Source organism: Actinosynnema sp. NPDC002837, assembly GCF_040295345.1.
Lineage (GTDB): Bacteria > Actinomycetota > Actinomycetes > Mycobacteriales > Pseudonocardiaceae > Actinosynnema.
In genome coordinates this window covers 16,721-38,127 of the sequence record NZ_JBEOVG010000088.1, presented here as the reverse complement: position 1 = coordinate 38,127, position 21,407 = coordinate 16,721, and the positions used below count along the sequence as shown (strand labels likewise).

General features: G+C 73.2%; 19 protein-coding genes. 10 read left to right on the top strand and 9 right to left on the bottom strand.

Features of this window, described 5'->3' with window-relative positions:
- The coding region (locus tag ABTZ99_RS36800; protein ID WP_499617822.1) for a glycoside hydrolase family 10 protein at window positions 1-1,377 on the top strand (1,377 nt) is incomplete at its 5' end.
- Between the two features lie 121 nt (window positions 1,378-1,498).
- On the opposite strand, the gene ABTZ99_RS36795 is transcribed toward ABTZ99_RS36800, so the two are convergent.
- The 3 genes from ABTZ99_RS36795 to ABTZ99_RS36785 form a co-directional block, all read right to left on the bottom strand.
- Complete coding sequence (locus ABTZ99_RS36795) at window positions 1,499-3,649, bottom strand: esterase-like activity of phytase family protein (RefSeq protein ID WP_499617824.1); 2,151 nt, start codon at window positions 3,647-3,649, stop codon at window positions 1,499-1,501.
- 155 nt (window positions 3,650-3,804) lie between these two features.
- Window positions 3,805-4,068, bottom strand: a complete 264-nt coding sequence (locus tag ABTZ99_RS36790) for a hypothetical protein (protein WP_498784975.1) — start codon at window positions 4,066-4,068, stop codon at window positions 3,805-3,807.
- Between the two features lie 61 nt (window positions 4,069-4,129).
- The gene (locus ABTZ99_RS36785) at window positions 4,130-5,182 is read right to left on the bottom strand and encodes a magnesium and cobalt transport protein CorA (RefSeq protein WP_499617821.1); all 1,053 of its coding nucleotides are present in this window, start codon (window positions 5,180-5,182) and stop codon (window positions 4,130-4,132) included.
- On the opposite strand from ABTZ99_RS36785, the gene ABTZ99_RS36780 reads away from it, so the two are divergent.
- The 3 genes from ABTZ99_RS36780 (at window position 5,181) to ABTZ99_RS36770 (ending at window position 7,570) form a co-directional block, all read left to right on the top strand.
- The gene (locus ABTZ99_RS36780) at window positions 5,181-5,336 is read left to right on the top strand and encodes a hypothetical protein (RefSeq protein ID WP_498784979.1); all 156 of its coding nucleotides are present in this window, start codon (window positions 5,181-5,183) and stop codon (window positions 5,334-5,336) included. The genes ABTZ99_RS36785 and ABTZ99_RS36780 overlap by 2 nt on opposite strands.
- Window positions 5,337-5,494: 158 nt before the next feature.
- Window positions 5,495-6,697 carry an MFS transporter gene (locus tag ABTZ99_RS36775; protein ID WP_499617820.1) on the top strand — a complete coding sequence of 401 codons (1,203 nt, stop codon included), beginning with the start codon at window positions 5,495-5,497 and terminating at the stop codon, window positions 6,695-6,697.
- A gap of 51 nt (window positions 6,698-6,748) precedes the next feature.
- Entirely contained in the window at window positions 6,749-7,570 is an 822-nt protein-coding gene (locus ABTZ99_RS36770) for a hypothetical protein (protein WP_499617819.1), read from the top strand.
- Here ABTZ99_RS36770 and ABTZ99_RS36765 read toward each other — a convergent pair.
- The 3 genes from ABTZ99_RS36765 to ABTZ99_RS36755 all read right to left on the bottom strand — a co-directional run bounded on the left by ABTZ99_RS36765 (window position 7,567) and on the right by ABTZ99_RS36755 (window position 12,241).
- Window positions 7,567-8,460 carry a DUF2268 domain-containing putative Zn-dependent protease gene (locus tag ABTZ99_RS36765; protein ID WP_499617818.1) on the bottom strand — a complete coding sequence of 298 codons (894 nt, stop codon included), beginning with the start codon at window positions 8,458-8,460 and terminating at the stop codon, window positions 7,567-7,569. The two genes, ABTZ99_RS36770 and ABTZ99_RS36765, sit on opposite strands and share 4 nt — an antisense overlap.
- Before the next feature lie 147 nt (window positions 8,461-8,607).
- A complete protein-coding gene (locus ABTZ99_RS36760) occupies window positions 8,608-10,407 on the bottom strand; it encodes an ABC transporter ATP-binding protein (protein WP_499617817.1) in 1,800 nt (599 codons plus the stop codon).
- A 235-nt stretch (window positions 10,408-10,642) separates the two neighbouring features.
- Window positions 10,643-12,241, bottom strand: coding sequence for a tannase/feruloyl esterase family alpha/beta hydrolase (locus ABTZ99_RS36755; RefSeq protein ID WP_499617816.1), 1,599 nt, complete (start codon window positions 12,239-12,241; stop codon window positions 10,643-10,645).
- A 199-nt stretch (window positions 12,242-12,440) separates the two neighbouring features.
- Here ABTZ99_RS36755 and ABTZ99_RS36750 point away from each other — a divergent pair, with 199 nt between their 5' ends.
- From ABTZ99_RS36750 to ABTZ99_RS36740, 3 genes are all read left to right on the top strand, one after another.
- Window positions 12,441-13,016: a CGNR zinc finger domain-containing protein gene (locus ABTZ99_RS36750; RefSeq protein ID WP_499617815.1), complete on the top strand. Its 576-nt coding sequence runs from the start codon at window positions 12,441-12,443 to the stop codon at window positions 13,014-13,016.
- On the top strand, window positions 13,016-15,877 hold the full coding sequence (locus ABTZ99_RS36745; protein ID WP_499617814.1) for an AAA family ATPase: 2,862 nt from the start codon (window positions 13,016-13,018) through the stop codon (window positions 15,875-15,877). Before ABTZ99_RS36750 ends, ABTZ99_RS36745 begins: the two co-directional genes overlap by 1 nt.
- A gap of 94 nt (window positions 15,878-15,971) precedes the next feature.
- The gene (locus ABTZ99_RS36740; RefSeq protein WP_499617813.1) at window positions 15,972-16,979 is read left to right on the top strand and encodes an alpha/beta fold hydrolase; all 1,008 of its coding nucleotides are present in this window, start codon (window positions 15,972-15,974) and stop codon (window positions 16,977-16,979) included.
- 49 nt (window positions 16,980-17,028) lie between these two features.
- Here ABTZ99_RS36740 and ABTZ99_RS36735 read toward each other — a convergent pair whose 3' ends face one another.
- Complete coding sequence (locus ABTZ99_RS36735) at window positions 17,029-17,460, bottom strand: organic hydroperoxide resistance protein (RefSeq protein ID WP_499617812.1); 432 nt, start codon at window positions 17,458-17,460, stop codon at window positions 17,029-17,031.
- Window positions 17,461-17,642: 182 nt separating this feature from the next.
- Here ABTZ99_RS36735 and ABTZ99_RS36730 point away from each other — a divergent pair, with 182 nt between their 5' ends.
- On the top strand, window positions 17,643-18,734 hold the full coding sequence (locus ABTZ99_RS36730) for an aldo/keto reductase (RefSeq protein ID WP_499617811.1): 1,092 nt from the start codon (window positions 17,643-17,645) through the stop codon (window positions 18,732-18,734).
- On the opposite strand, the gene ABTZ99_RS36725 is transcribed toward ABTZ99_RS36730, so the two are convergent.
- Together ABTZ99_RS36725 and ABTZ99_RS36720 are read right to left on the bottom strand one after the other, a co-directional pair.
- On the bottom strand, window positions 18,725-19,312 hold the full coding sequence (locus tag ABTZ99_RS36725) for a TetR/AcrR family transcriptional regulator (RefSeq protein ID WP_498785000.1): 588 nt from the start codon (window positions 19,310-19,312) through the stop codon (window positions 18,725-18,727). The two genes, ABTZ99_RS36730 and ABTZ99_RS36725, sit on opposite strands and share 10 nt — an antisense overlap.
- A 47-nt stretch (window positions 19,313-19,359) precedes the next feature.
- Window positions 19,360-20,232 carry a LysR family transcriptional regulator gene (locus ABTZ99_RS36720; protein ID WP_498785002.1) on the bottom strand — a complete coding sequence of 291 codons (873 nt, stop codon included), beginning with the start codon at window positions 20,230-20,232 and terminating at the stop codon, window positions 19,360-19,362.
- Window positions 20,233-20,302: 70 nt separating this feature from the next.
- On the opposite strand from ABTZ99_RS36720, the gene ABTZ99_RS36715 reads away from it, so the two are divergent.
- On the top strand, window positions 20,303-20,899 hold the full coding sequence (locus ABTZ99_RS36715; protein WP_498785004.1) for a short chain dehydrogenase: 597 nt from the start codon (window positions 20,303-20,305) through the stop codon (window positions 20,897-20,899).
- 39 nt (window positions 20,900-20,938) lie between these two features.
- On the top strand, window positions 20,939-21,286 hold the full coding sequence (locus tag ABTZ99_RS36710; protein ID WP_498785006.1) for an ArsR/SmtB family transcription factor: 348 nt from the start codon (window positions 20,939-20,941) through the stop codon (window positions 21,284-21,286).
- Window positions 21,287-21,407: the final 121 nt, after the last annotated feature.

Genomic DNA, 21,407 nt, shown 5'->3' with positions numbered 1-21,407 from the left:
AACCTCACCCAATGGCGCGACTGGACCACCCCCACCCTCACCGACGGCCCCACCAGCACCACCACAACCACCACCACAACCGGCGACACCACCACGACCACGACGCAGCAGCCAGGCCCGGGCACCACCCTGGCCACGGCGGCGAACCGGACCGGTCGCTACTTCGGCACCGCGGTCGCGGCGAACAAGCTGGGCGACTCGACGTACGTCGGGATCCTGAACCGCGAGTTCGACATGGTCACGGCCGAGAACGAGATGAAGATCGACGCGACCGAGCCGTCGCAGGGTCAGTTCAACTACACCAACGGCGACCGGATCGTGAACCAGGCCACCGGCCAGGGCAAGCGGGTGCGCGGCCACACGCTGGCGTGGCACTCGCAGCAGCCGGGCTGGATGCAGAACATGTCCGGGTCGGCGTTGCGCTCGGCGATGCTCAACCACGTCACGCAGGTGGCGACCCACTACCGGGGCAAGATCTACGCGTGGGACGTGGTGAACGAGGCGTTCCAGGACGGTAGTTCCGGTGCGCGTCGTGACTCGAACCTGCAGCGGACGGGCAACGACTGGATCGAGGCGGCGTTCCGCGCGGCGCGGGCGGCCGACCCGGGTGCGAAGCTCTGCTACAACGACTACAACACCGACGACTGGACGCACGCGAAGACCCAGGCGGTGTACCGGTTGGTGCAGGACTTCAAGCAGCGCGGCGTGCCGATCGACTGCGTCGGCCTGCAGTCGCACTTCAACAGCCAGAGCCCGGTGCCGGGCAACTACCAGACCACGCTGTCGAGCTTCGCGGCGCTGGGTGTGGACGTGCAGATCACCGAGCTGGACATCGAGGGCTCCGGCTCGGCGCAGGCGGCGAACTACGAGCGCGTGGTGAAGGCCTGCCTGGCCGTCGCCCGCTGCACCGGCATCACGGTGTGGGGCATCCGCGACACCGACTCGTGGCGCGCCTCGGGCACCCCGTTGCTGTTCGACGGCTCGGGCAACAAGAAGGCCGCGTACACCTCGACGCTCAACGCCCTCAACGGCGGTGTCGTGCCGACGTCCACCACCACGACGACGGCCACGACCGGCACCACGACGACGACCACCAGCCAGCCCGGCGGCAGCTGCACCGCGACGTACTCGGAGGGTACGAAGTGGAGTGACCGCTTCAACGGCCAGGTGACCGTCACGGGGACCGACAACTGGGTGGTGACGGTGACGGTGAGCCCGCCGCAGAAGATCATCGCCACCTGGAACACGAGTGTCAGCTGGGACAGCAGCGGCAACGTGATGACGGCCCGTCCCAACGGCAACGGCAACGTGTTCGGCTTCACCATCCAACACGGGGGCAACTGGAACTGGCCCAGCCTGACCTGCCGCACCGGCTGACGGTTCGGGGACAGGGGAGGCCCGGCGCGTGTTGCCGGGCCTCCGCGCCCAGCCGGCCTCGGTGGCTCCCTCGCGGGCGTCGACGGCCGGACCCGGCAGGTCCGGCCCTCGACAGCGGTGCCTAGCGGATCCGGCCGAGGCGGAGGAAGACGGATTCGCCCGGAGCGTCCTCCACGCCGTCGTTGTCGACCACGGCGACCAGGCGGCGCAACGGGCCGTCGCCGACGACCGCCAGTCCCTCCGGCTTGTCGTGCGCGGTGGCGCCGCCGGCGGTCAGGGCCGGCAGCAGGTCGCGCGCCTCGGTCTTCGCGGCCGGCGGCTTGGCCTGGCCGGCGGCGACGGTGGCGAGGCCGGAGATGTCCACCCGGTAGACCTTCTTGGTCACCGCCGCGTCACCGCGCTGGTTGTCGCGTTCCAGCACGAGCAGCGTGCGGTCGTCCAGCGCGGTCACCTCCGACAGCCCCACCCAGCCGACCGCCGTGGCGTCGAGCGGGTACGCCGCGAACGACCACTGACCCGTCGCGGGGGTGAAGCGGGCCAGGGTCGCCTGGCCGCGCGGGTCGCCCTTCCACTCCCGCTGCACCGCCGGCCACACCTGCTCGCCGTCATCGCGCCCGGTGGTCGTCACGCCCTCGAAGCCGTTGCTCGTGGCCGTCGCCGCGACTTCGGCCGGCAGCGGCACCTCCCGCACGACCGCACCGGACCCGGACACCTCGACCAGCAGGTTCGGCCGCGCCTTCCCGTCGCCCTCGGCGGCCACCCAGTAGCCGCCGCCCCGCCGCGCGGCGATGCCCTCGCCGTCGTAGTCCACCGGCTGCCCGCCCTTGGTCAGGGTCAGCTCGGCGCGCACGCGGGCCGGCGCGGACAGGGTGTCGACCGTCAGCACGCGGGTCGGGCGGTACGCCGAGTCGGTGATGGCCACGACATCACGGCTGTCGCCCGGGATGCCCGACAACCCCGACAGCGCGCCGAACCCGATGCCGTCGGACACGATCGAGGGCGTGCCCTCGTTGCGCGCCAACGCCACGGCCAACGGCGTGCGGGTCAGGCGGTAGGAGGTCAGCGAGGACCGGACGCCGTCCTCGGCGGAGTCCTCCTCGGCCGACACGACCAGCGTGCCGGTCGCCGGGATCGGCAGCAGGCCCTCCGGGCCGACACCGGTCGGCAACGCCTGCACGAAGCGTGGCCGGCGCGGGTCGTCCACGTCGTAGACGGCGACCAGGTTGGCGCGCTCCAGGCCGACGAACGCGTACCGGTGCCGACCGAAGGACGCCACGGCCAACCCCTCCGGCTCGACGCCCTTGTTGTCCGAACGGCCGTCGGGGTACTGGCCCTGGCGGATCGCCACCCGCTGGAGCTCGTCGCCCGAGGAGAACACGACCCGGCCCGACGCCGCGTCGAACACCGTCCACGTGCGCGACCCGCCCCGGTAGTCGCCCTCGTCGGCGGTGCCGAGCGTGCGGTCGTCCAGCCAGGCCACCGCGTCGGGCTCGCGGGCCGCGGTGATCGTCCCGGTCGGGTCGATCCGGCCGTCGTCGGCGACGTCGACGCCCTCGACCGTCACCGTGCCCGCCGGGAAGTGGTTCACCACCTTCGCCGAACGCAGGTCGACCACCGCGATGTGGTTGTTCTCCTGCAGCGTCACGGCGGCCTGGCCCCGCCCGTTGACGCTGACGTACTCCGGTTCCGGGTCGTCCGGCGCGACCTCGGCGAGACCGGTGAGGGCGACCCGGCGCTGCGTCCACGACCCGGGGCTGCCCGCGAGGTCGACGACGGCGAGGAAGCCGGCCGGCGCCTGCGGGATCGCGCCGTCGGCGACGTCCTCGTCACGCTGGTTCTCGATGGCCACGGCGGCGTGCCGCCCGTCGGGCGAGACGTCGATCGAGTCCGGCTGCCCGCCCAGGTCGTGCGTGGCCACGACCGCCTTGGCGTCCAGGTCGACCACCACCAGCACGCCCGACGGCGCGGTGAACGACGCGGAGGTGTCGACCGCGACCAGCGCCAGCCGGCCGAGGACGTCCACCGACGTGGGCTCGCCCGGCACGCCCAGCACCCCGGCGGGGGAGAGCGCGCCGTCCCGGCCGACGGCGGCGAACCCGATCCGCCCGGCGGGGGAGTCGGTGTAGACGACGGTCCGGCCGTCCGCCGTGGCCGCCGCGATCTCGGCGGCGGTGTGCTCGCCGACCGAGCCGTTGGCGAACACGGACAGGGTGTCGACCCGCTGGAACCGCTCGGGCGGCGTCGCCGCCGCGGCCGACGACAGGAGCGACATGGTCACCCCGCACACCACCAGACCTGCGACAACACGAACCGGACGGCTCACGGGGCCTCCAACCTCGACGACGGCGCGCGCTTTGTAACCCATCGAGGCGTCGCCCGGGTGAACGCCGGGTGGCGAGCGACCGCACCGTCGCGTGGTGGGTCGTCCTAGTGGCCGCGGGCCTCCATGACCAGCAGCATCAGCGAGAGCAGGAGTTGCAGGACGGCGACGGACGTGCCCGTGACCGCGGTCCAGTCCAGCCGGTACTCGGTCTTCGTGCCCATCGACAGCGCGCCGCAGGCCACCGCCCCGACCGCCAGGACGGTGCCGCCGGCCGGGATCGGCCAGCTGAGCACCGCGAGGCACAGCGAGATCGGTCCGAGCCAGGCGTCCTTGCCCGGTCGGTCTTTGGCGGGGAGCTGCCGCATCATGCCGTCCATGGTGCCGTGACCCGGATCTCCCGGGCGCACCGCCACCGCCGCGCCGCGTTCGTCACAGCCACCGGTTGCGCTTGAACAGGCGGTACAGGATCAGGCACGCGGCCAGCGTCACCGACAGCACGAACGGGTAGCCGTACTGCCAGCGCAGTTCCGGCATGTGGTCGAAGTTCATGCCGTAGACGCCCACCACCATGGTCGGCACGGCGATGATCGCCACCCACGCGGAGATCCTGCGCATGTCGTTGTTCTGCTGCAACGACACCTTGGCCAAGGTCGCGTTGACCAGCGTGGTCAGCATCTCGTCGAAGGCGACGACGCGTTCCGCGGCGGCGGTGAGGTGGTCGTCGACGTTGCGGAAGTAGGACCGGATCTCATCCGGCACGAGCGGGCCGCACGCGCCCTCGCTGAGCTTGCGCAGCGGGGCCGCCAGCGGCATCACCGCCCGCCGCAGCTCCATGATCTCCCGCTTGACCAGGTACATCTGCTCGACGCCGATCTCGCTGCGCGGCGCGAACACCGCGGTCTCGACCAGGTCGATGTCGCCCTCGAACGCCTCGATCACCTCGCGGTAGCCGTCGACCACGCGGTCGGCGATCTCGTGCAGCACCATCGCGGGCCCCGCCGCCAGCAGGTGCGGCGCGGCCTCCAGTTGGCGGCGCACGTCACCCAGCCCCGAGTGGTGGCCGTGGCGGACCGTGATCACGTAGTCGCGGCCGAGGAACACCATGATCTCCCCGGACTCCACGATCTCGTTCGCCGTCGTCGGCGACTCGTGCTCCACGAACCGCAGGGTCTTGAGCACCATGAACAGGTTGTCGTCGTAGCGGTCGAGCTTGGGGCGCTGGTGGGCGTGCACGGCGTCCTCGACGGCGAGCTCGTGCAGCCCGAACGCCTCGGCGACCTCGTGGATGTGCTCCTCGTCCGGCTGGAACAGCCCGACCCAGACGAACCCGCCGCCGCGCGACCGGACCTCGGCGGCGGCGTCGGCGGGCGACAGGTCACCGGGCAGCCGCACGCCGTCGACGTAGACCGCGCACGCCACCACGGCGTCCCGCTTCACGTCCGCTACCTCTCCGGGGACGCCGTCGGCGGCAGGGCTCACCATGCAGATCATCCTGCCGCACCCCGTGACCGGACGGGTGACGCAGGGGAATGCGCGTTCGAATCGCGTCGACGGCGGGTTCGGGTGCGGCAGGGTCGCGGCGCTCACCTTCGTGCCCGCGCTCGCCCTGGGTCCCGTCGCGGGGGCCCTGCCGTGATCGCAGGGTGTCCACAGTGGACTGTTTCGGTGATCTCCGGGTCCTGTCCCGCCACGGCGGGACAGGGCCTGACGGTCATTCGGTTGCGATGTTAGGGATCGTTCCCTAACGTCCGGCGTTGTACGCCGAATCCGTGAACAAGACCTTGGGGGACTCACATGAGTGCAGACACGCGAACCGGCCTGAGCCGGTCGCGCACCAACCTGGCGCTGAGCGCGTTGTTCTTCGGCACGTTCGTGATGGGCAGCGCCGAGCTGATCGTGGTCGGCGTGCTGAACCTCATCGCCGACGACCTGAACGTCTCGGTCGGGACCGCCGGCGGCCTCGTCACCAGCTACGCGCTGGGCATCTCGATCGGCGGACCGGTGCTGACCGCCCTCACGATCAGGTTCGCCCGCAGGCGGCTGCTCCAGGTCTCGTTGGCCGCGTACGTCCTGGTCAACGCCATCGCGGTGATGGCGACGAGCTTCGGCCTGCTGCTCGTCGCACGCGTGCTCGCCGGCTCGCTGCACGGCCTGTTCATCGGGGTGGCCTTCGCGGTCGGCGCGGGCATGATGCCGCCGGAGAAGATGGGCAAGGCGATCTCGTTCGTCTTCGGCGGCACGGCCGTCTCCACCGCGCTCGGCGTCCCGCTCGGCACCCTGATCGGCCAGAGCCGCGGCTGGGAGGCGTCGTTCGTCGCGATCGTCCTCGCCGGGGTGCTCACGCTGGCGCTGGCCGTGGCGGTCATCCCGACCGTGCCCCACTCGGGTATCGGCGGCTTCGGGGCGCAGGCCAGGCACGCGTTCGCGCCGAAGGTCCTGGCCATGCTCGGCCTGGGCTTCCTGATCATGGGCGGCCAGTTCGCCGGCCTGACGTTCATCCAGCCGTTCCTGGCCGACGTCACGGGCGTCTCCGGCGGCACGATCGCGCTCTTCCTGCTGGTGTACGGCGTCGCCAACGCCCTCGGCACGTTCGCGGGCGGTGCGGCGGCGGACCGGAACGCGGGCGGCACGATCATCGGCGGCGGCGTCGTCCTGGTGCTCGCCCTCGCCGCGCTGTACTTCCTCGGGTCGAACCCCGTGATCGCCGCGATCGCGCTGTTCGTGTGGGGGGTCGTCGGCTTCGGCATCGTCCCGTCGATCCAGCACCGGGTGGTCGGCCTCGCCGGTCCGGGCCGCGACCTGGCGGCCACCCTGCCCGCGTCCGCGGTCACCCTGGGCATCGCGGTCGGCGCCGCGGTCGGCGGGTCGGCGGTCGGCGGCGGCTCGGACGGCCCGGTGCTCGTCTCGCTGATCGTCTGCGCGGCCGGCGTCGTGGTGGCCTGGGCGACCAGCCGCCTCGAGCGCACTCCCGAAGCGGTGACGACCCAGGCGACCTGAACGGGTGGTTTCCGGTCACCGTCACGGAGCGGGGACGTTAAGTTGCCGGGTGTGAAGAGATCCGTTTGGGTAGTCGTGCTCGCGCTGGTGGCAGGGTTGGTCACGCCGGTGCCGGCGATGGCGGAGGTGCGGTCGCCGGCGGAGTGCGCGGCGTCGTTGGACTGCACGGCGGCCGAGATCGACCGGATGGCGATGGCGGACCGGTTGGAGTTCCTCCGGTTGGTGCAGAGCGGTCCCGCCGCGGGGCTGGGCGCGGCGGACCGCTGGCGCAACATCGAGGGCGTGCTCTCGTTCTTCCGCGATCACGGGCTCGGCGCGCCGGGCACGTGGGTCTCGCACGTCGACGCGGGGATCCTGGAGGGGATCGAACGCGGCGTCGCGCTCGCGCTCGGTCGCTCGACCGACGGCTTCGGCAACCCCGGCTCGGCGCGGTGGGCCGACTACCTGACCCGGCTGCACCGGGGTGAGCTGACCGTCCGCAACGTCCACGACCGGGCGTGGAGCGAAGCCGAGCAGGCCTCGACCGACCACGGCGCCGCGGTCGCCGAGCAGGTGCACGGGGTCGCGCCGACGGCGGTGGAGCGCCGGTTCTTCCTGTTCTCGGAGTTCTACCGGTGGGCCCTGCGCAACCGCCCGGTGGTGCTGGACCTGCTGCTGGTCTACGCCGCGCTGCTCAACCCGGTGCTGGTCGTGCGGCGCGTGCCGTTCCTGGACTGGTTGACCGACGTGCGCGAGTCGGCGCCGTCGCGCAAGGGGTCCGAGATCGCGTACGCCTACGCGCAGCTCGACCCGGTCAACGGGGGGATCGGCACCGTCGACCTCCTGCTCGCCTACATCCCGGAGCTGTACGAGGAGTTCGAGGCCACCCGTTAGGGACGCGGGACGCGGCTGAGCGCCGTGTCGATCACCTCCCGGCTGTCCACCAGCAACGCTTCCGCCGCGGTGCGGCCCGTCGTGGCCAGGTAGGCGTCCACGAGCCGGTTGCCGACGGCGTAGCCGGCGCCGGTGGGCAGCCCCACGGGGGTCGCGCCGTAGCGGGCGGCGGCTTCGTCACCGTGCACCCACGCGGTGAAGTTCTGCATCCCCGTCACCGTGAGGCCGGAGACGACCTTGGCGAACACCGCGTCGTCGTGCAGGTGCGGCACGCCGATGCGGGCGAGCCCCAGCTCGTCGCCGTACAGCTGGCGGGCGAACGCGTCGGCGAGCCCTTCGGACACCACGTGCTCGCCCACGGTGACCGTCGCCGGGTCCCACACGACGGCGCCGGGACCGTAGCGGAGGTTGTGGTTGAGCTCGTGCACCGCGGTCGCCTCCAGCCGCGCCAGGTTCTCCGGGTAGGGCCAGAAGTTCAGGAACACGTGGCCGGGCACGCTGCCGTTCGCCGTCATGCCCAGGTTCGGGCCCATGAAGTGCGCGTCCCCGGGATCGCCGAGCACGACGAGCACGGTGATGTCCGGCACCGCGAGGCCCGGGGTCGCCGCGAGCTGCACGGCGAGGGCGTCGCGCAGGGCGCGCTCGATCCGGCGCCACGCGTCGGCGTCGTGCAGCGCCTCCAACGCCTCCAGGCACCGTTCCTCGTCGCGGTCGATCGGGAACCCGGAGCTCATCGCGTGCATCGCGACGAGGTCGACCTCGCCGGGGAAGTACCGGTACATGCCCGCGGCCGGTTCGAGCATGGCCTTGAGCAGCCCGGGCCGGTCGGTTCGCGGCGACCGCAGGATCTCGCGCATGGCGGGGTAGGTGTCGAGGACCGTGATCGTCATGTCCGGGGACGCTAGGCGTTCCACCGACTGGAAGTTCAAGCCCGCACGGCCGCGGCGGGCCCGCCGCGGCTTCCGCGTGGCGTCGAACTCGCTGATCACGCCGTGCAGGGCAGGCCCTTCCGCCGCGGTGACGTGCGGGGTGCCGGCTCAGGACGGCTTGGCGCCCACCGGGTCCGGCACGCCGGCGTCCACCTCGTCCGGCGCGGTCTCGTCCAGGAAGCCGCCGGACTGGTGGCGCCACAGCTTCGCGTACGAGCCGTCCGCGTCCAGCAGTTCGGCGTGCGTGCCCTGTTCCACGATCCCGCCCCGGTCCAGCACGACCAGCCGGTCCATCCGCACGACGGTGCTCAGCCGGTGCGCGACGACGAGCGCCGTGCGGCCCTCCATGAGCCGCCACAGCGCTTCCTGGACCAGCACCTCGCTCTCCGAGTCCAACGCGCTGGTCGCCTCGTCCAGCAGCAGGATCGGCGCGTCGCGCAGGATCGCGCGGGCCAGCGCGACCCGTTGCCGCTGCCCGCCGGACAGCTTGACCCCGCGTTCGCCGACCATCGTGTCGAACCCGTCGGGCAGCGCCTCCGCGAACTCCGTCACGTGGGCGGCGTGGGCGGCGCGCAGGATCTCGGCGTCGGTCGCGCCCGGTCGGGCGAAGGCGATGTTCTCCCGGAGCGTCCGGTGGAACATGGCCGGGTCCTGGGGCACGTACGCGACGAGGCCGCGCAGGTCCGCCTGGCGCAGGCGCGCGATGTCCTGGCCGCCGATGAGGATCCGACCCTCGTCGACGTCCATCAGCCGCAGCAGCAACCGGGTGAGCGTGGTCTTGCCGCCGCCGGAGCGGCCGACCAACCCGATCCGCGTGCCCGCCGGCACGTCCAGGTCCAAGCCGGTGAACAACGGCTTGTTGCCGCCGTGCGCGAACACCACGTGGTCGAACCGGACGCGGGAGTCCTCGACCTGCAGCGGCTCGGGTTCCTCCGGGTCGAGCACGGTCGGCTCGTCGAGCAGCAGTTCGGTGAACTGCGCGGCCTCGGTGAGCGCGCTCTCGACCCGCCGGTAGATCTGGTTGAACTCGAACATGATCCGCGTCGCGTTGGAGAAGTACGCGAACGTCACCACGATCGCCTCCACACCGAGCCCGCCGCTGACCCCGACGGCGACCGCGAGGCCGAGCGCGTTGGTCAGCACGGACAGCGGCGCGACCAGGGCGTCGATGCGCAGGTTGCCGTAGTCCCACGACCGCAGCGCCAGCACCCGGGTCTCGGCGGCCCGGGTCCGGTGCTCCGCGCTCTCGCGCTCCTCGGCGGCGAACGCCCGCACCGTCTCCATGTTCATCAACGTGTCGGCGACGTGGCCGGACAGCCGCGCGTAGGCGGCCTCCCGCTCGGCGACCAAGCGCTGGCGACGGCGGATGAGCGGCGCGACCACGAATCCCGTGACGACGATCAGGCCGAGCAGCACCAGGACGAGCAGGGGGTGGAAGCTCCACAGCACCACGCACGCGAAACCCAGCGGGATGAGGTTGGCGACGATCTTGAACGCCACCGTGTCGACGAACTCCTCGAAGCGCGACGCGAAGCTCAGCACGCGCTTGGTGAGGGAGCCCGCGAAGTTGTCGTGGAAGAACGCCGCGTCCTTGGCGAGCAGCGCGTCCATGCCCAGGACGGACAGGTGCTCGATCCCGCGTCCGTCGGTGCGGTTGAGGCAGTGCACGCCGATGCGCCACAGCAACTCGGCGAAGAGCATCAGACCCGCGAAGACCAGCAGGTACGGGAGCACGGTGGTGAAGCCGGTGTCGCCGCCCCGCGCGAGGTGACCCGCGAGCGCGCCGACCGCCAGCGGCGTCAGGTAGAGCAGGCAGGTGTTGCCCAGCGCGGGCAGCACGAGCGCGCCCGCGGCGAGCAACCGGTGCCGCCGCAACTCCCGCCCGTACAGGCGCAGGGCGAGCAGCACCGCGTTTTTTCGTTTGTTGACGGGTTTTCCGGACCTTGGCGCGGCCATCCGACTCCTTCCGGGGGGCACCTCGGAGTTGTCGATGTTGCCCCACCGGACCGGGTGACGGCGATCGATTAACGGCCACCTGTCCTGCCGGGCGCCCCGGAATTCCTTCTGTATCAACGGTTTTGCGGCCGATGCGAAATCCGGGGACCACCGCCCGCGCCGGGTGCCGGCACGGGCGGTGGCGGGATCAGCGGCGCGTGCAGCGGTAGCTCGACGCGACCGCGGGATCACCGTGCCCGCGGTACCGCGAGACCTGCGGGTACGCGCAGAGGTCGCGGGTCCGGCTGCCGTCGGCGGTCGCCGCGGGCAGGGTCGACGGCGCCCGGCCGTGCTCGACCCAGTCCACCAGCGCGCCGAGCGGGTTCGTCGGCGCCGGGCCCGAGCCGCCGCCGCAGTGCTCCACGCCGGGTGCGAGGAAGAGGCGGTAGAAGTCGTTCACGCGGTCGGCGCCGCCCAGCCGCCGTTCCACCCGGTCGCGGTAGGCGATCGTGCCGCCGGGCGGGATCAGCTGGTCGGCCGTGCCGACGAAGGTGAGGAGCTTCCCGCCCGCCCGGCGGAACCCGCCGAGGTCCGGGTCCGACGTGCCGATGACGTCGTCGTACTCGCGCACCGACTGGTGGAACAGCTCGGTGAACCGCTCGTAGGTGATGGTGGAGGTGTCGAACCCGGGCTGCTTGGCCAGGAAGCTCCGCACCCACGCGACGGCGACCGGGAACCCCGGTGCGGACGGCACGCCGTTCTCGTCGTGCTCCGTCCTGGCCAGCCAGGCGAAGTCCGCGCCCTTCGGCAGCCCCGACCACAGGCTCCGGCCGCGGGGGTCGGTCGGGCCGGCCCAGATCTTGCGCACGACCTCCGCGTCCTCGGCCGTCACGGTGACCTCCTCGCCGGCGCAGAGCACGGTGGCGCCCACCAGCGCGCGGGGGTCGTAGCCGCAGTCCGCCGGCTGGTCGGTGACGCCGTCGGTGACGCCGTCGTGCGGGTCGCAGGCCGCGATCGCCGCCCGGCGGAACGCGGTGAGGACGCAGTCGGCCGGGAAGTGGCGGTCGTTGTGCATCACGGTCTGCGGCCACAGGGTCGCGACCGCGAACCGCGTCCAGTCGACCGCCGGCGCGTTCGCCAGGACGCCGTCGAAGTCGCGCGGGTGGTCCTGCGCTTCCGCGTAGCCCTGCCGACCGCCGGTCGAGCAGCCGTTCCAGTACGAGTACGACACGGGGCGGCCGTAGAACGCCCGCGCCACCGCCTTGCCGATCACGGCGGACTCGTGCGCCGAGCGGGTCGCGAAGTTGGTCAGCAGCGTCGTGTCGACCTCGCCGCCGGTGGTCAGGGCCCAGCCGGTGTCCAGGGGGTTCGACGACACGCCTGCGTCGGTGGTCACGCCCGCGTAGCCGTCCTTGACCGCCTGGACCAGCGGCGCGCCGAAGTCGCCCGCGGCGTAGGCGCTGCCGCCGACGGCCTGCAGGCGACCGGTCCAGCCGGTGCCCGGCAGGGCCACCGCGACCGTGACGTGGTCGTTCCCGTCGTGGGTGAGGGTGACCGTGACCTGGCAGTACGGCGGCACGTCCGCGATCGGCGCGGGCGCGGAGAACGGCGTCTGCGGGAACGTGACGGTGCCGCCGGGGTGGTGCTCGGCCCGCACGGACTCGATCCGCGCGCCCGCCGGAGCGGAGACGGGGACCGGGGCGCACGTGGCGTCGCCGTCCGCCGTGCCCGCGGGTTCGGCGGACGCCGGCACCACGAGCAGGGCCGGCGCCAGGGCGGCCAAGACGAGTTTCGTCCAGAGTCTCATCGACTTCCTCAGTGGTTTCGTGACCCGGGAAATGGGGTCAGGAGCGCGCTCGCACGAGAGGTGCGAGCGGTGAGGGAGTCGTCGAGCCCGTGACCGGGCCCGTCCGAGTGACGACCGGAGCACCTTGGCACGGCTGTTCGCAACCTGTCAAGACGGTTATTGATTGGCGCACGTATTCGTCACCTGTCAGACTGGTTACGTGGAGCACGCCTTCCCCTGCGGGGACCCCGCGCTGGATTTCGCGGGCACCCTCCGGGCCCGCCGGAGCCCCGCGCCGCGCGACGTGCTGGGCACACCGCGCGCCCTCGACGCGTGGTTCGTCGAGGCCGGGGTGGCCGACACGGCGCCGGGCAGTGCCGCGGCCGACCTCGCTGCGGCGGTCGCCCTCCGCGAGTCGATCTACGTCCTGGTGCGGGGCCGGATCGTGGGGGAGCGCGACGACCCCGCGTCGGTCGACCTGCTCAACCGGGTGGCGGCCGTCCCGCCGGTGGTGCCCCGGCTCGTGCCGGACGGGCTGGTGCTCACGGCGACGCCGGAGCAGGCGCTGTCCTCCGTGGCCCGGCACGCGATCGGGATCCTCGGCGGCCCGGCGGCCGACCTCCTGAAGGAGTGCGGCCGCCCGGAGTGCACGCAGGTCTACGTCGACTCGTCGCGCGGCTTCCGCCGGGAGTGGTGCGCGATGGCCACGTGCGGCAACAAGATGAAGGCGCTGGCGCACCGCGCGCGGCTGCGCGGCAACCCGCCGCTGCGCCCGTCACGGCTGGCGGCCGGGTGATGCCACTGGCGGGGAGGGACGCCGAGCTGAAGGCCCTGGCCGAGCTGGTGGACGGTCCGGTGGGCCGTGGTGGCGTGCTCCTGCGCGGTGAAGCGGGTATCGGCAAGTCGGCGCTCGTGGCGGAAGCCGTCGCCGCGGCCTCGATCGCCGGGCTGCGCGTGCTGGTGACGACGGGGGCGGAGGCCGAGCGGAACCTCCCCTACGCCGGGCTGCACCAACTGCTGTACCCGGTGCGGGCGGGTGTGGCGGGGCTGCCCGGTCCGCAGCGGGACGCGCTGCGCACCGCCCTCGGGCTCGCCGACGGCCCGGAACCGGGCGCCTACCTCGTCGGTCTGGCCGCGTTGACCCTGCTGGCCGAGGAGTCAGGGCACCGGCCGCTGCTGGTCGTCGCCGAGGACGTGCACTGGCTCGACCGCGCGAGCCTCGACGTGCTCGCATTCGTGGCGCGCCGGATCGAGTCCGAGCCGGTCGTGCTGCTCGCGACGCTGCGGGACGGTGAGCCCTCGCCGTTGCTGGACGCCGGGTTGTGCCTGATGACCGTCGGTCGGCTGGCGGACGAGGTCGCGGCCGGTGTGCTGGACTCGGTCGCGCCCGGCCTCACGCCGGTGGCGCGGGAGCGGGTGCTGGCCCAGGCGGCGGGCAACCCGCTGGCGCTGGTCGAGCTGCCCGCGGTGGCGGAACCGGCCGGGCCGGACCCGGTGCTGCCGCTGACCGACCGGCTGCACCGCGCCTTCACCGCGCGGGTCGCCGCCCTGCCCGCGCCCACCCGCACCGCGCTGCTGGTGGCGGCGCTGAACCAGAGCGACCTGGTCCCCGAGACCCTGGAGGCCACCGGCCTGCTCCTGGGTTCGGCGGCCGGGTCGGAGGTGGTCGCCGCGGGTGGCGGGTCTCCGGTGGCCTCGGGTCTGCTGTCGGGTTCGGCGGCAGGGCCGGACGTGGTTGCGCCGGACGCGGGGTCGGCGGCAGGGCCGGGAACCCCCGCGCCGGGAACCCCCGCGCCGGGCACCCTCACGTCGGACATCCTCGCGCCCGCCATCGAGTCCCGGTTGATCGAGCTCGACGGCCCGGTGTCGACCTTCCGCCATCCCCTGATCCGCGCGGCCGTGCCCGCGGCGGCGACATTCGACGAACGCCGACAGGCGCACCTGGCGCTCGCCGAGACCCTCGTCGCCCACCCGGACCGCCGGGCCTGGCACCGGGCCGCCGCGACCTCCGGCACGGACGAGGACGTGGCGACCGAGCTGGAGCAGGCGGCCGAACGCGCCCAGCGCCGGGGTGGGCTCGCCGCCGCCGTGGCCGCGTTGGAGCGGGCGGCCCGGCTGAGCGGGTCGCGGTCCGGGCGGGCGGTCCGGCTGCTGCGCGCCGCCGAACTGGCGGTCGAGGTAGGCCGCCGCGACACCGCCGAACGGCTGGTGCGCGACGCACAGGCCCTGGACCTCACGCCGCGCCGGCGCGCCACCGCCGGCTGGGTGCTCAGCGGCTTCGAGGACGGCGTCCGCGAAGACGTCTCGCGCGTGGCGGAACTGGGCGGGCTGGCCGCCTCGGTCGCCGACGACGGCCAGGTCGACACCGCCGCCCGGATCCTGTGGGGCGCCGCCATGCGCTGCTTCTGGGTCGAACCGGGCCCGGACGCGCGCCGTTCGCTGCTGGAGGTCGCGGAGCGGCTGCCGGTCGGCGCGGACGAACCCGCCATGATCGCCATCACCGCCTACGTCGCGCCCTTCGAACAGGGCGACGCCGTGCTGGCCGAGCTGCGCGCCCTGGCTGGCGCCACCGGCACGGACCCGGAGGTCGACCGGTACCTGGGCAGCGCGTCCCTGCAAGTCGGCGCGTTCGACCTGGCGGCACGGTTCTCCGCCGCGGCGACGCCGGGGCTGCGTGCCCAAGGCCGCCTCGGGCTGCTGGCCAGGGCCCTGGCCGTGGAGGCGTGGTGCCGGACCCGGCTCGGCGACCTGACCTCGGCCGCGCCGGTCGCGGCCGAGGCGGCGAACCTCGCCCGGGAAACCCGGCAGCCGTTCATGCACGGGCTGGCCACGGCCGTCCAGGCGGAGATCGCCGCGCTGCGCGGTGACCACGGACGGGCCGCGGCGCTGGCCGGCGAGGCGGAACGGGTCGGCCTCGCCGCGGGCGCCCGCCCGGTGCTGGCCACCGTGCGGCTCGCGACCGGGATCTCGGCCTCGGGCGAGGGCCGCTTCGAGGACGCGTTCGCGGACCTGAGCCGGCTGCACGACCCCGCCGACCCGTCCTACCACCTGGCCCTGCGCGCCTACTGCCTCCCCGAGCTGACCGAGGCGGCCGTGCGGGCCGGCCGGACCGACGCCGCGCGGGACATCGTGCGCGACCTGGAGCCGACCGCCGCGTCGACACCCTCGCCGGCGCTGCACATCGGGCTGCGCTACGCGCGTGCCGTGCTGGCGCCCAACGACGAGGCGGAGCCGCTGTTCACGGCCGCGCTGCGCGCCGACCTGACCGGGTGGCCGGCCGAACGGGGCCGCCTGCACCTGGCGTTCGGCGAGTGGCTGCGCCGGCAACGGCGGGTGGTGGAGTCCCGGACGCACCTGCGCGCCGCCAGGGACACCTCCGACGCGCTCGGCCTGACCGCGTGGGGCGAACGGGCCCGCCGTGAGCTGCGCGGCGCGGGGGAGTCGAGCCCGAACCGGGACCCGGACGCGCGGGAGAGGCTGACACCGCACGAGTTGGGCATCGCGCGGCTGGCCGCCGAGGGCCTGACCAACCGGGAGATCGGGCAACGGCTGTTCCTGTCGCACCGGACCGTCGGCACCCACCTGCACCGGATCTTCCCGAAGCTGGGCGTGACCTCCCGCGCCGACCTGGGCGAGGCGCTCGACGCGCTGCGGTGACGTACACCGGCAGCGTCACCCGACGGTCGCGGCGGCCCGCGCGGCGCACCTAGCGTCGCCGTCGTCCACGGTGAGACGGCACAGGGAGCCGGAGATGATCAGCAGGAGAACGTTCGGCCGGGTGGTCGCGGCGGGCACGGTGGCGACGTCGTTGCCCGCAGCGGTCACGCCGACCGCCGCCGCGCTGGGCGGGCGAACCGGCGGCAACACCTCGCTCGGCCGGCTGAAGCACGTGCGGGCCGGTGTGCTCGACATCGCCTACGCCGAGTTCGGCCCCCGCACCGGCCAGGCCGTCGTGCTGCTGCACGGCTGGCCGTACGACGCGCACAGCTACGTCGACGTCGCGCCGCTGCTGGCCGCCGAGGGCTACCACGTCCTCGTGCCGTTCCTGCGCGGCTACGGCGAGACCACGTTCCTGTCGCCGCACACCGTCCGCAACGGCCAGCAGTCCGCGGTGGCGCTTGACGTCATCGCCTTCATGGACGCGCTGCGGATCGACAAGGGGGTGCTCGGCGGGTTCGACTGGGGCGCGCGGACGGTGGGCGTGGTGGCCGCGCTCTGGCCACAGCGCTGCAAGGCGATCGTCGCGGTGAGCGGGTACCTCGTCACGAACCTGGCGAAGAACCTGGAGCCGCTGCTGCCGGCGGCCGAGCGGAACTGGTGGTACCAGTACTACCTCGCCACCGAACGAGGCGTTCTCGGCTACCGCCGGAACCGGCACGAGTTCAACAAGCTGATCTGGCGGGACGCGTCGCCGCGGTGGGACTTCGACGACGCGACGTACGACCGCAGCGCGGCGTCGTTCGACAACCCCGACCACGTCGACATCGTGATCCACAACTACCGCTGGCGGCTGAGCCTGGCGCCCGGGGAGACCCGGTACGACCGCTACGAACGGCAACTCGCCACCGCGCCGGCCATCGCCGTGCCCGCGATCACGATCGGCAGCGACTTCGACGGCGCGGCGGCGGACGGCGCGTCCTACCGCGACAAGTTCACCGGCCGGTACGACCACCGGGTCTTCGAGGGCATCGGCCACAACGTCCCGCAGGAGGCGCCGCAGCCGTTCGCCCGGGCGGTCGTCGACGCCGACCACCTCTGAACGTCGACGCACGCGCCCGACCCCGGCCGGGCGCGTGCGTCCACTGTGGTCAGACGGCGGCGGCCTGGAGGGTGACCTCGATGTTGCCGCGGGTCGCCTTCGAGTACGGGCACACCTGGTGCGCGCCGTCGACCAGCTCCTCGGCGGTCGCCTGGTCGATGCCCGACGCCCTCAGGCGGAGCACGGCGCTGAGCTTGAACTCGCTCGCGACGGTGTCGTGGTGCAGCGTGATCTCCGCGACCACGGCGAGGTCCGTCGGGCGGACCTTCTTCGTTGCCGCCACCCGGCGCACCGCGCCGACGAAGCAGGACGCCCAGCCGGCGGCGAACAGCTGCTCCGGGTTCGTCGCGCCGCCCGCGCCGCCGAGCTCCTTCGGCACGGCGAGGGCGACGTCGAGCGCGCCGTCGTCGGAGGACGCACGGCCACCGTTGCGCCCTTCCGCGGTGGACGTGGCGACTGCGGTGTACGTGACTTCGGACATGGTTTCCTCTGCGTTCTCGGGATGTTCGTGCGGGGGAACCGCGGTGCTCGGACTTCACCGCAGCGCCCGGAGCGACACTAGGAACGCGGTGCGGTCCCCGGCGACCGTCGGACGACGTCATGCGTGTACGTCATCGATTTCTGTACTTGCGGGTACATTTTCGACTCGGCACCGTGGGCCGCATGGCATTGGACGAGTACTTCTTGTTGGGCCGTTCCGGGCTGCGCGTCAGCCGGCTGGCGCTGGGCACGATGAACTTCGGCACCGGCGGTTTCCACGCCGCGTACGGCAGGACCGAGGACGAGGCCCGGCCGATCTTCCGGCGCTACCTGGAGGCGGGCGGCAACTTCCTCGACACCGCGGACTTCTACACCGCGGGCGAGAGCGAGACGATCCTCGGCCGCCTCGTCGCCGAGGCGGGCGTGCGCGACCGGGTGGTGCTCACCACCAAGTTCACCAACAGCGTCGACCCCGGCGACCCGAACGCGGGCGGCAACGGCCGCAAGCACATGATCCGGGCGGTCGAGGCGTCGTTGCGGCGCCTGGGCACCGACTACGTCGACCTGTTCCTGCTGCACACGTGGGACCGGCTGACACCGGTCGACGAGGTGCTGCGCACGTTCGACGACCTGGCGCGGGCGGGCAAGATCCGCCACGCGGGGCTGTCCGACGTGCCCGCCTGGTACGCCGCGCGGGCGCAGACCCTCGCCGAGGCGCACTCGCTCACCCCGATGATCAGCCTCCAGCTGCCGTACTCGCTCATCGACCGGACCATCGAGGCCGAACACGTCCCGGTGGGGCAGGAGCTGGGGCTCGGCGTCACGGCGTGGAGCCCGCTCGGCGGCGGCTTCCTCACCGGCAAGTACCGCCACTCCGACGCCGGGCCGACCGGCGAGGGCAGGCTCGCGGGCGGCGGGTCGTCGTGGACCGACCGGCAGTGGGAGCTGCTGAAGGTGGTGGAGGCCGTGGCCGCCGAGCTGGGGGTGACGATGGCCCAGGTCGCGCTGAACTGGGTCGCGAACCGGCCCGGGATCGGCGCGGCCATCGTCGGCGCGAGCAGCGCGGAGCAGCTCGGCACGTCGGTGGCGGCGCTGGACTTCGAGCTGCCGGCGGAGCTGCGCGACCGGCTCGACCGGGCCAGTGCCGAGCCGCCGGCGTCGGTCTACCGGATGTTCACGCCGGACTACCAGGAGTGGCTGGTCAGCCCGGGGGTCAAGCTCGGCGACAAGCCGGCCGGCTACCGCCCGGTCGTGCGCAACTGGGCTCAGCGGTAGTCGCGCAGGTGGTCCAGGCACAGGTCCAGGGCGGATTCGAGGTGTTCGGCGGAGCCCGTCGACATCAGGATCGTCACCCCGCCCTGGATCGCCGCGATGACGGCGCCGGCCGTGCGGTGCGGGTCGACGCGGCGGCTGACCCGGCCGCTGTCCTGCATCTGCTCGATGCCGACCCGGACCTGGTGCTGCCACTGGGCGAGCAGCTGCCGGGTGACCGCCTGCGCCGCCGGGGTGTGCCTGCCGACCTCGGTGATCAGCACGCCGAGCGGGCAGTGCACGCCCTGCCTGCGGTAGCGCTCGACCACCACGTCCCGCCACCGCCGCCACGCCGCCCACGACGTGAGCTGCCCGAGGTGCGGCTGCTGGTCTTCGATCACCCGGTCGGCCTCCCAGTGGGCCACGGCCAGCAGGAGCTGTTCCTTGCCCTCGGGGAAGTAGTGGAACAGCTGGCTCTTGCCGGTGCCGCTGCGCCGCCCGACGTCCTCCAGAGTGGCCGCGTTGATGCCGCGCTCGCGGATCTCCGCGGCCATCGCCTCGACGATCCGCTGCCGGGTCGCGGCGCCCTTCTTCGTGAGCACGGGCCCTCCCTGGACTGTACCGAATGGTCCAGTATGGGCGGTGCGCGTCAGCTCTCGGACCGGGCCGCTCCCCGGAGCAGCACGCGCGCGTGCTCGCGGAAGGCGTCGGTGGCGGGGTGGGTCGCGCTCCGGGGCCAGACCACCCGCACCGCCACGGGGTCGGCGTCGGTGATCGGCACGTAGCGGACGCCGGGGTGCGGGTGGGTGTGCGCGGTCGCGTCCGTGGTGACCCCGACGGCGTCGCCGGTGGTGATCGCGGTGAGCCATTCGTCGGCGTTGGCCACGTCGAGCGCGTCGGGGCGGTGGTCGGCCGGCCACAGGTCGGTGCTGGTGCTGGTGGCGGTGGCGCAGATCGCGACGGGCCGGTCGGCGAGGTCGTCCAGCCGGACGGCGAGGGCTCGCGCGAACGGGTGATCTTCGGACACGGCGGCCACGCGTGGTTCGAGGTAGAGGTCGGCGGACGCCAGGTCGCGATCGGGGGCCGCCGGCGAGCGCACGAACGCCACGTCGATCTCGCCGCGCCGCAACGCGCCCTCGGGGTCGTCCGGCCGGAACACCCGCAGTTCCGCGTCCGGCCGGGCGTCGCGCCAACCGCGCAGCAACGGCACCGTGTGCCTGCCGAGCGCGGCCCAGGCGAACCCGACGCGCAGCGCCCTCGGCCCGGCCTTGACCTCGGCCAGCGCGTCATCCACCTGGGTGAGGATGCGGTTGGCGTGCGCCAGCAGTCGCACGCCGGCCTCGGTCAGCGCCAGGCTGCGGGTCGTGCGCTCGACCAGCCTGGTGCCGAGCCTGCTCTCCAACTGCTCCAACGTGCGGGACAGCGCGGGCTGGCTGACGTGCAGCACGGCCGCGGCGCCGGTGATCGTGCGCTCGTTGCCGATCGCCGCGAACGCCCGCAGGTGCCGCAACTCCACATTCATAACCGTGGAGCATAAGTGCTGCGCATTCGGCATTTCACGGACGGTGCGGATCGGCTCTAGCGTGATCGCCATGAAGATTGTCCTCATCGGCGCCGGCGGCACGCTCGGCACGGCCGTCCACAGCGCCCTCACCGAACGCGGCCACGACGTCGTCACTGTCGGGCGCTCCGGCGGCGACCTGCGCCACGACGTCAGCGACCCGGCGCAGGTCGCCGAGATGTACGAGCGGGCGGGCCGGGTCGACGCGGTCGTGAGCGCGGCGGGCGACGTGCCGTGGAAGCCGGTCACCGAGATGACCGCGCAGGACTACCTGGACGCGTTCCGGGGGAAGGTGCTGAGCCAGGTCGAGCTCGTCCGGCAGGGCGTCGGCCGGATCGCGGAACGGGGTTCGTTCACGCTCATCACCGGCGTGCTGGCGCGCGAGCCCGTGCCGACCGGCAGCGCGGCTTCCCTGGCGAACGGCGCGGTCGAGGCGTTCGTGCGGGCGGCGGCGATCGAGATCGCGCCGCAGCGCGTGAACGCCGTCAGCCCGACCGTGTTCACCGAGAGCCTCGACGCCTACGGCGACTTCTTCCCCGGCATGGAGTCGGTCGACCTGGCCAAGGTCGCCCGGGCCTACGTCCGGTCGGTCGAGGGCGCGCAGACGGGGCAGGTCTACGAGCTGTAGGCGCGTCCGGCGAATCCCGCGTGCGATCATATGCGCGGGATGGACGACCGCAATGCCGCCGACGAGGTCGACAGCGTGCTCACCGCGCTGGTCGATCCGACGCGCCGTCAGCTGCTCGACCTGCTCGCGGCGCAGGGTGAGACCACGGCGACGAAGCTGGCCGAGCAGCTGCCCGTGTCACGGCAGGCGGTGGTGAAGCACCTCGCCGTGCTGGACGCCGCCGGGCTCGTCTCGGGCGGTCGGGTGGGGCGTGAGGTGCGCTACTCGGTGCGACCCGCGGCACTCGACGCGACGGCTCGGTGGATGGCCTCGCTGGCCGCCGACTGGGACCGGCGGCTGGCGGCGATCAAGCGCATCGCGGAGGCGGCGGACCGGGACGCCCCGTAGGGCTCGACCCTCGACGCGGTGTGGGGGCGCTGGTTTCGCAGAGCTGCGCGGTGGTGTGCAGGGCGCGTGGCGCGGTGGCGCTGGATTGGCTGAGCTGCGCGGTGGTGCAGGGCGCGTGGTG

Bases quoted from the DNA above. Each gene is read 5' to 3' on its own strand.
- ABTZ99_RS36735 (WP_499617812.1), bottom strand. From the start codon at position 17,460: ATGTCCGAAGTCACGTACACCGCAGTCGCCACGTCCACCGCGGAAGGG.
- ABTZ99_RS36740 (WP_499617813.1), top strand. From the start codon at position 15,972: ATGATCAGCAGGAGAACGTTCGGCCGGGTGGTCGCGGCGGGCACGGTG.
- ABTZ99_RS36710 (WP_498785006.1), top strand. From the start codon at position 20,939: ATGGACGACCGCAATGCCGCCGACGAGGTCGACAGCGTGCTCACCGCG.
- ABTZ99_RS36745 (WP_499617814.1), top strand. From the start codon at position 13,016: ATGCCACTGGCGGGGAGGGACGCCGAGCTGAAGGCCCTGGCCGAGCTG.
- ABTZ99_RS36715 (WP_498785004.1), top strand. From the start codon at position 20,303: ATGAAGATTGTCCTCATCGGCGCCGGCGGCACGCTCGGCACGGCCGTC.
- ABTZ99_RS36775 (WP_499617820.1), top strand. From the start codon at position 5,495: ATGAGTGCAGACACGCGAACCGGCCTGAGCCGGTCGCGCACCAACCTG.
- ABTZ99_RS36730 (WP_499617811.1), top strand. From the start codon at position 17,643: ATGGCATTGGACGAGTACTTCTTGTTGGGCCGTTCCGGGCTGCGCGTC.
- ABTZ99_RS36795 (WP_499617824.1), bottom strand. From the start codon at position 3,649: ATGTCGCTCCTGTCGTCGGCCGCGGCGGCGACGCCGCCCGAGCGGTTC.
- ABTZ99_RS36765 (WP_499617818.1), bottom strand. From the start codon at position 8,460: ATGACGATCACGGTCCTCGACACCTACCCCGCCATGCGCGAGATCCTG.
- ABTZ99_RS36755 (WP_499617816.1), bottom strand. From the start codon at position 12,241: ATGAGACTCTGGACGAAACTCGTCTTGGCCGCCCTGGCGCCGGCCCTG.
- ABTZ99_RS36785 (WP_499617821.1), bottom strand. From the start codon at position 5,182: ATGGTGAGCCCTGCCGCCGACGGCGTCCCCGGAGAGGTAGCGGACGTG.
- ABTZ99_RS36790 (WP_498784975.1), bottom strand. From the start codon at position 4,068: ATGATGCGGCAGCTCCCCGCCAAAGACCGACCGGGCAAGGACGCCTGG.
- ABTZ99_RS36780 (WP_498784979.1), top strand. From the start codon at position 5,181: ATGCAGATCATCCTGCCGCACCCCGTGACCGGACGGGTGACGCAGGGG.
- ABTZ99_RS36720 (WP_498785002.1), bottom strand. From the start codon at position 20,232: ATGAATGTGGAGTTGCGGCACCTGCGGGCGTTCGCGGCGATCGGCAAC.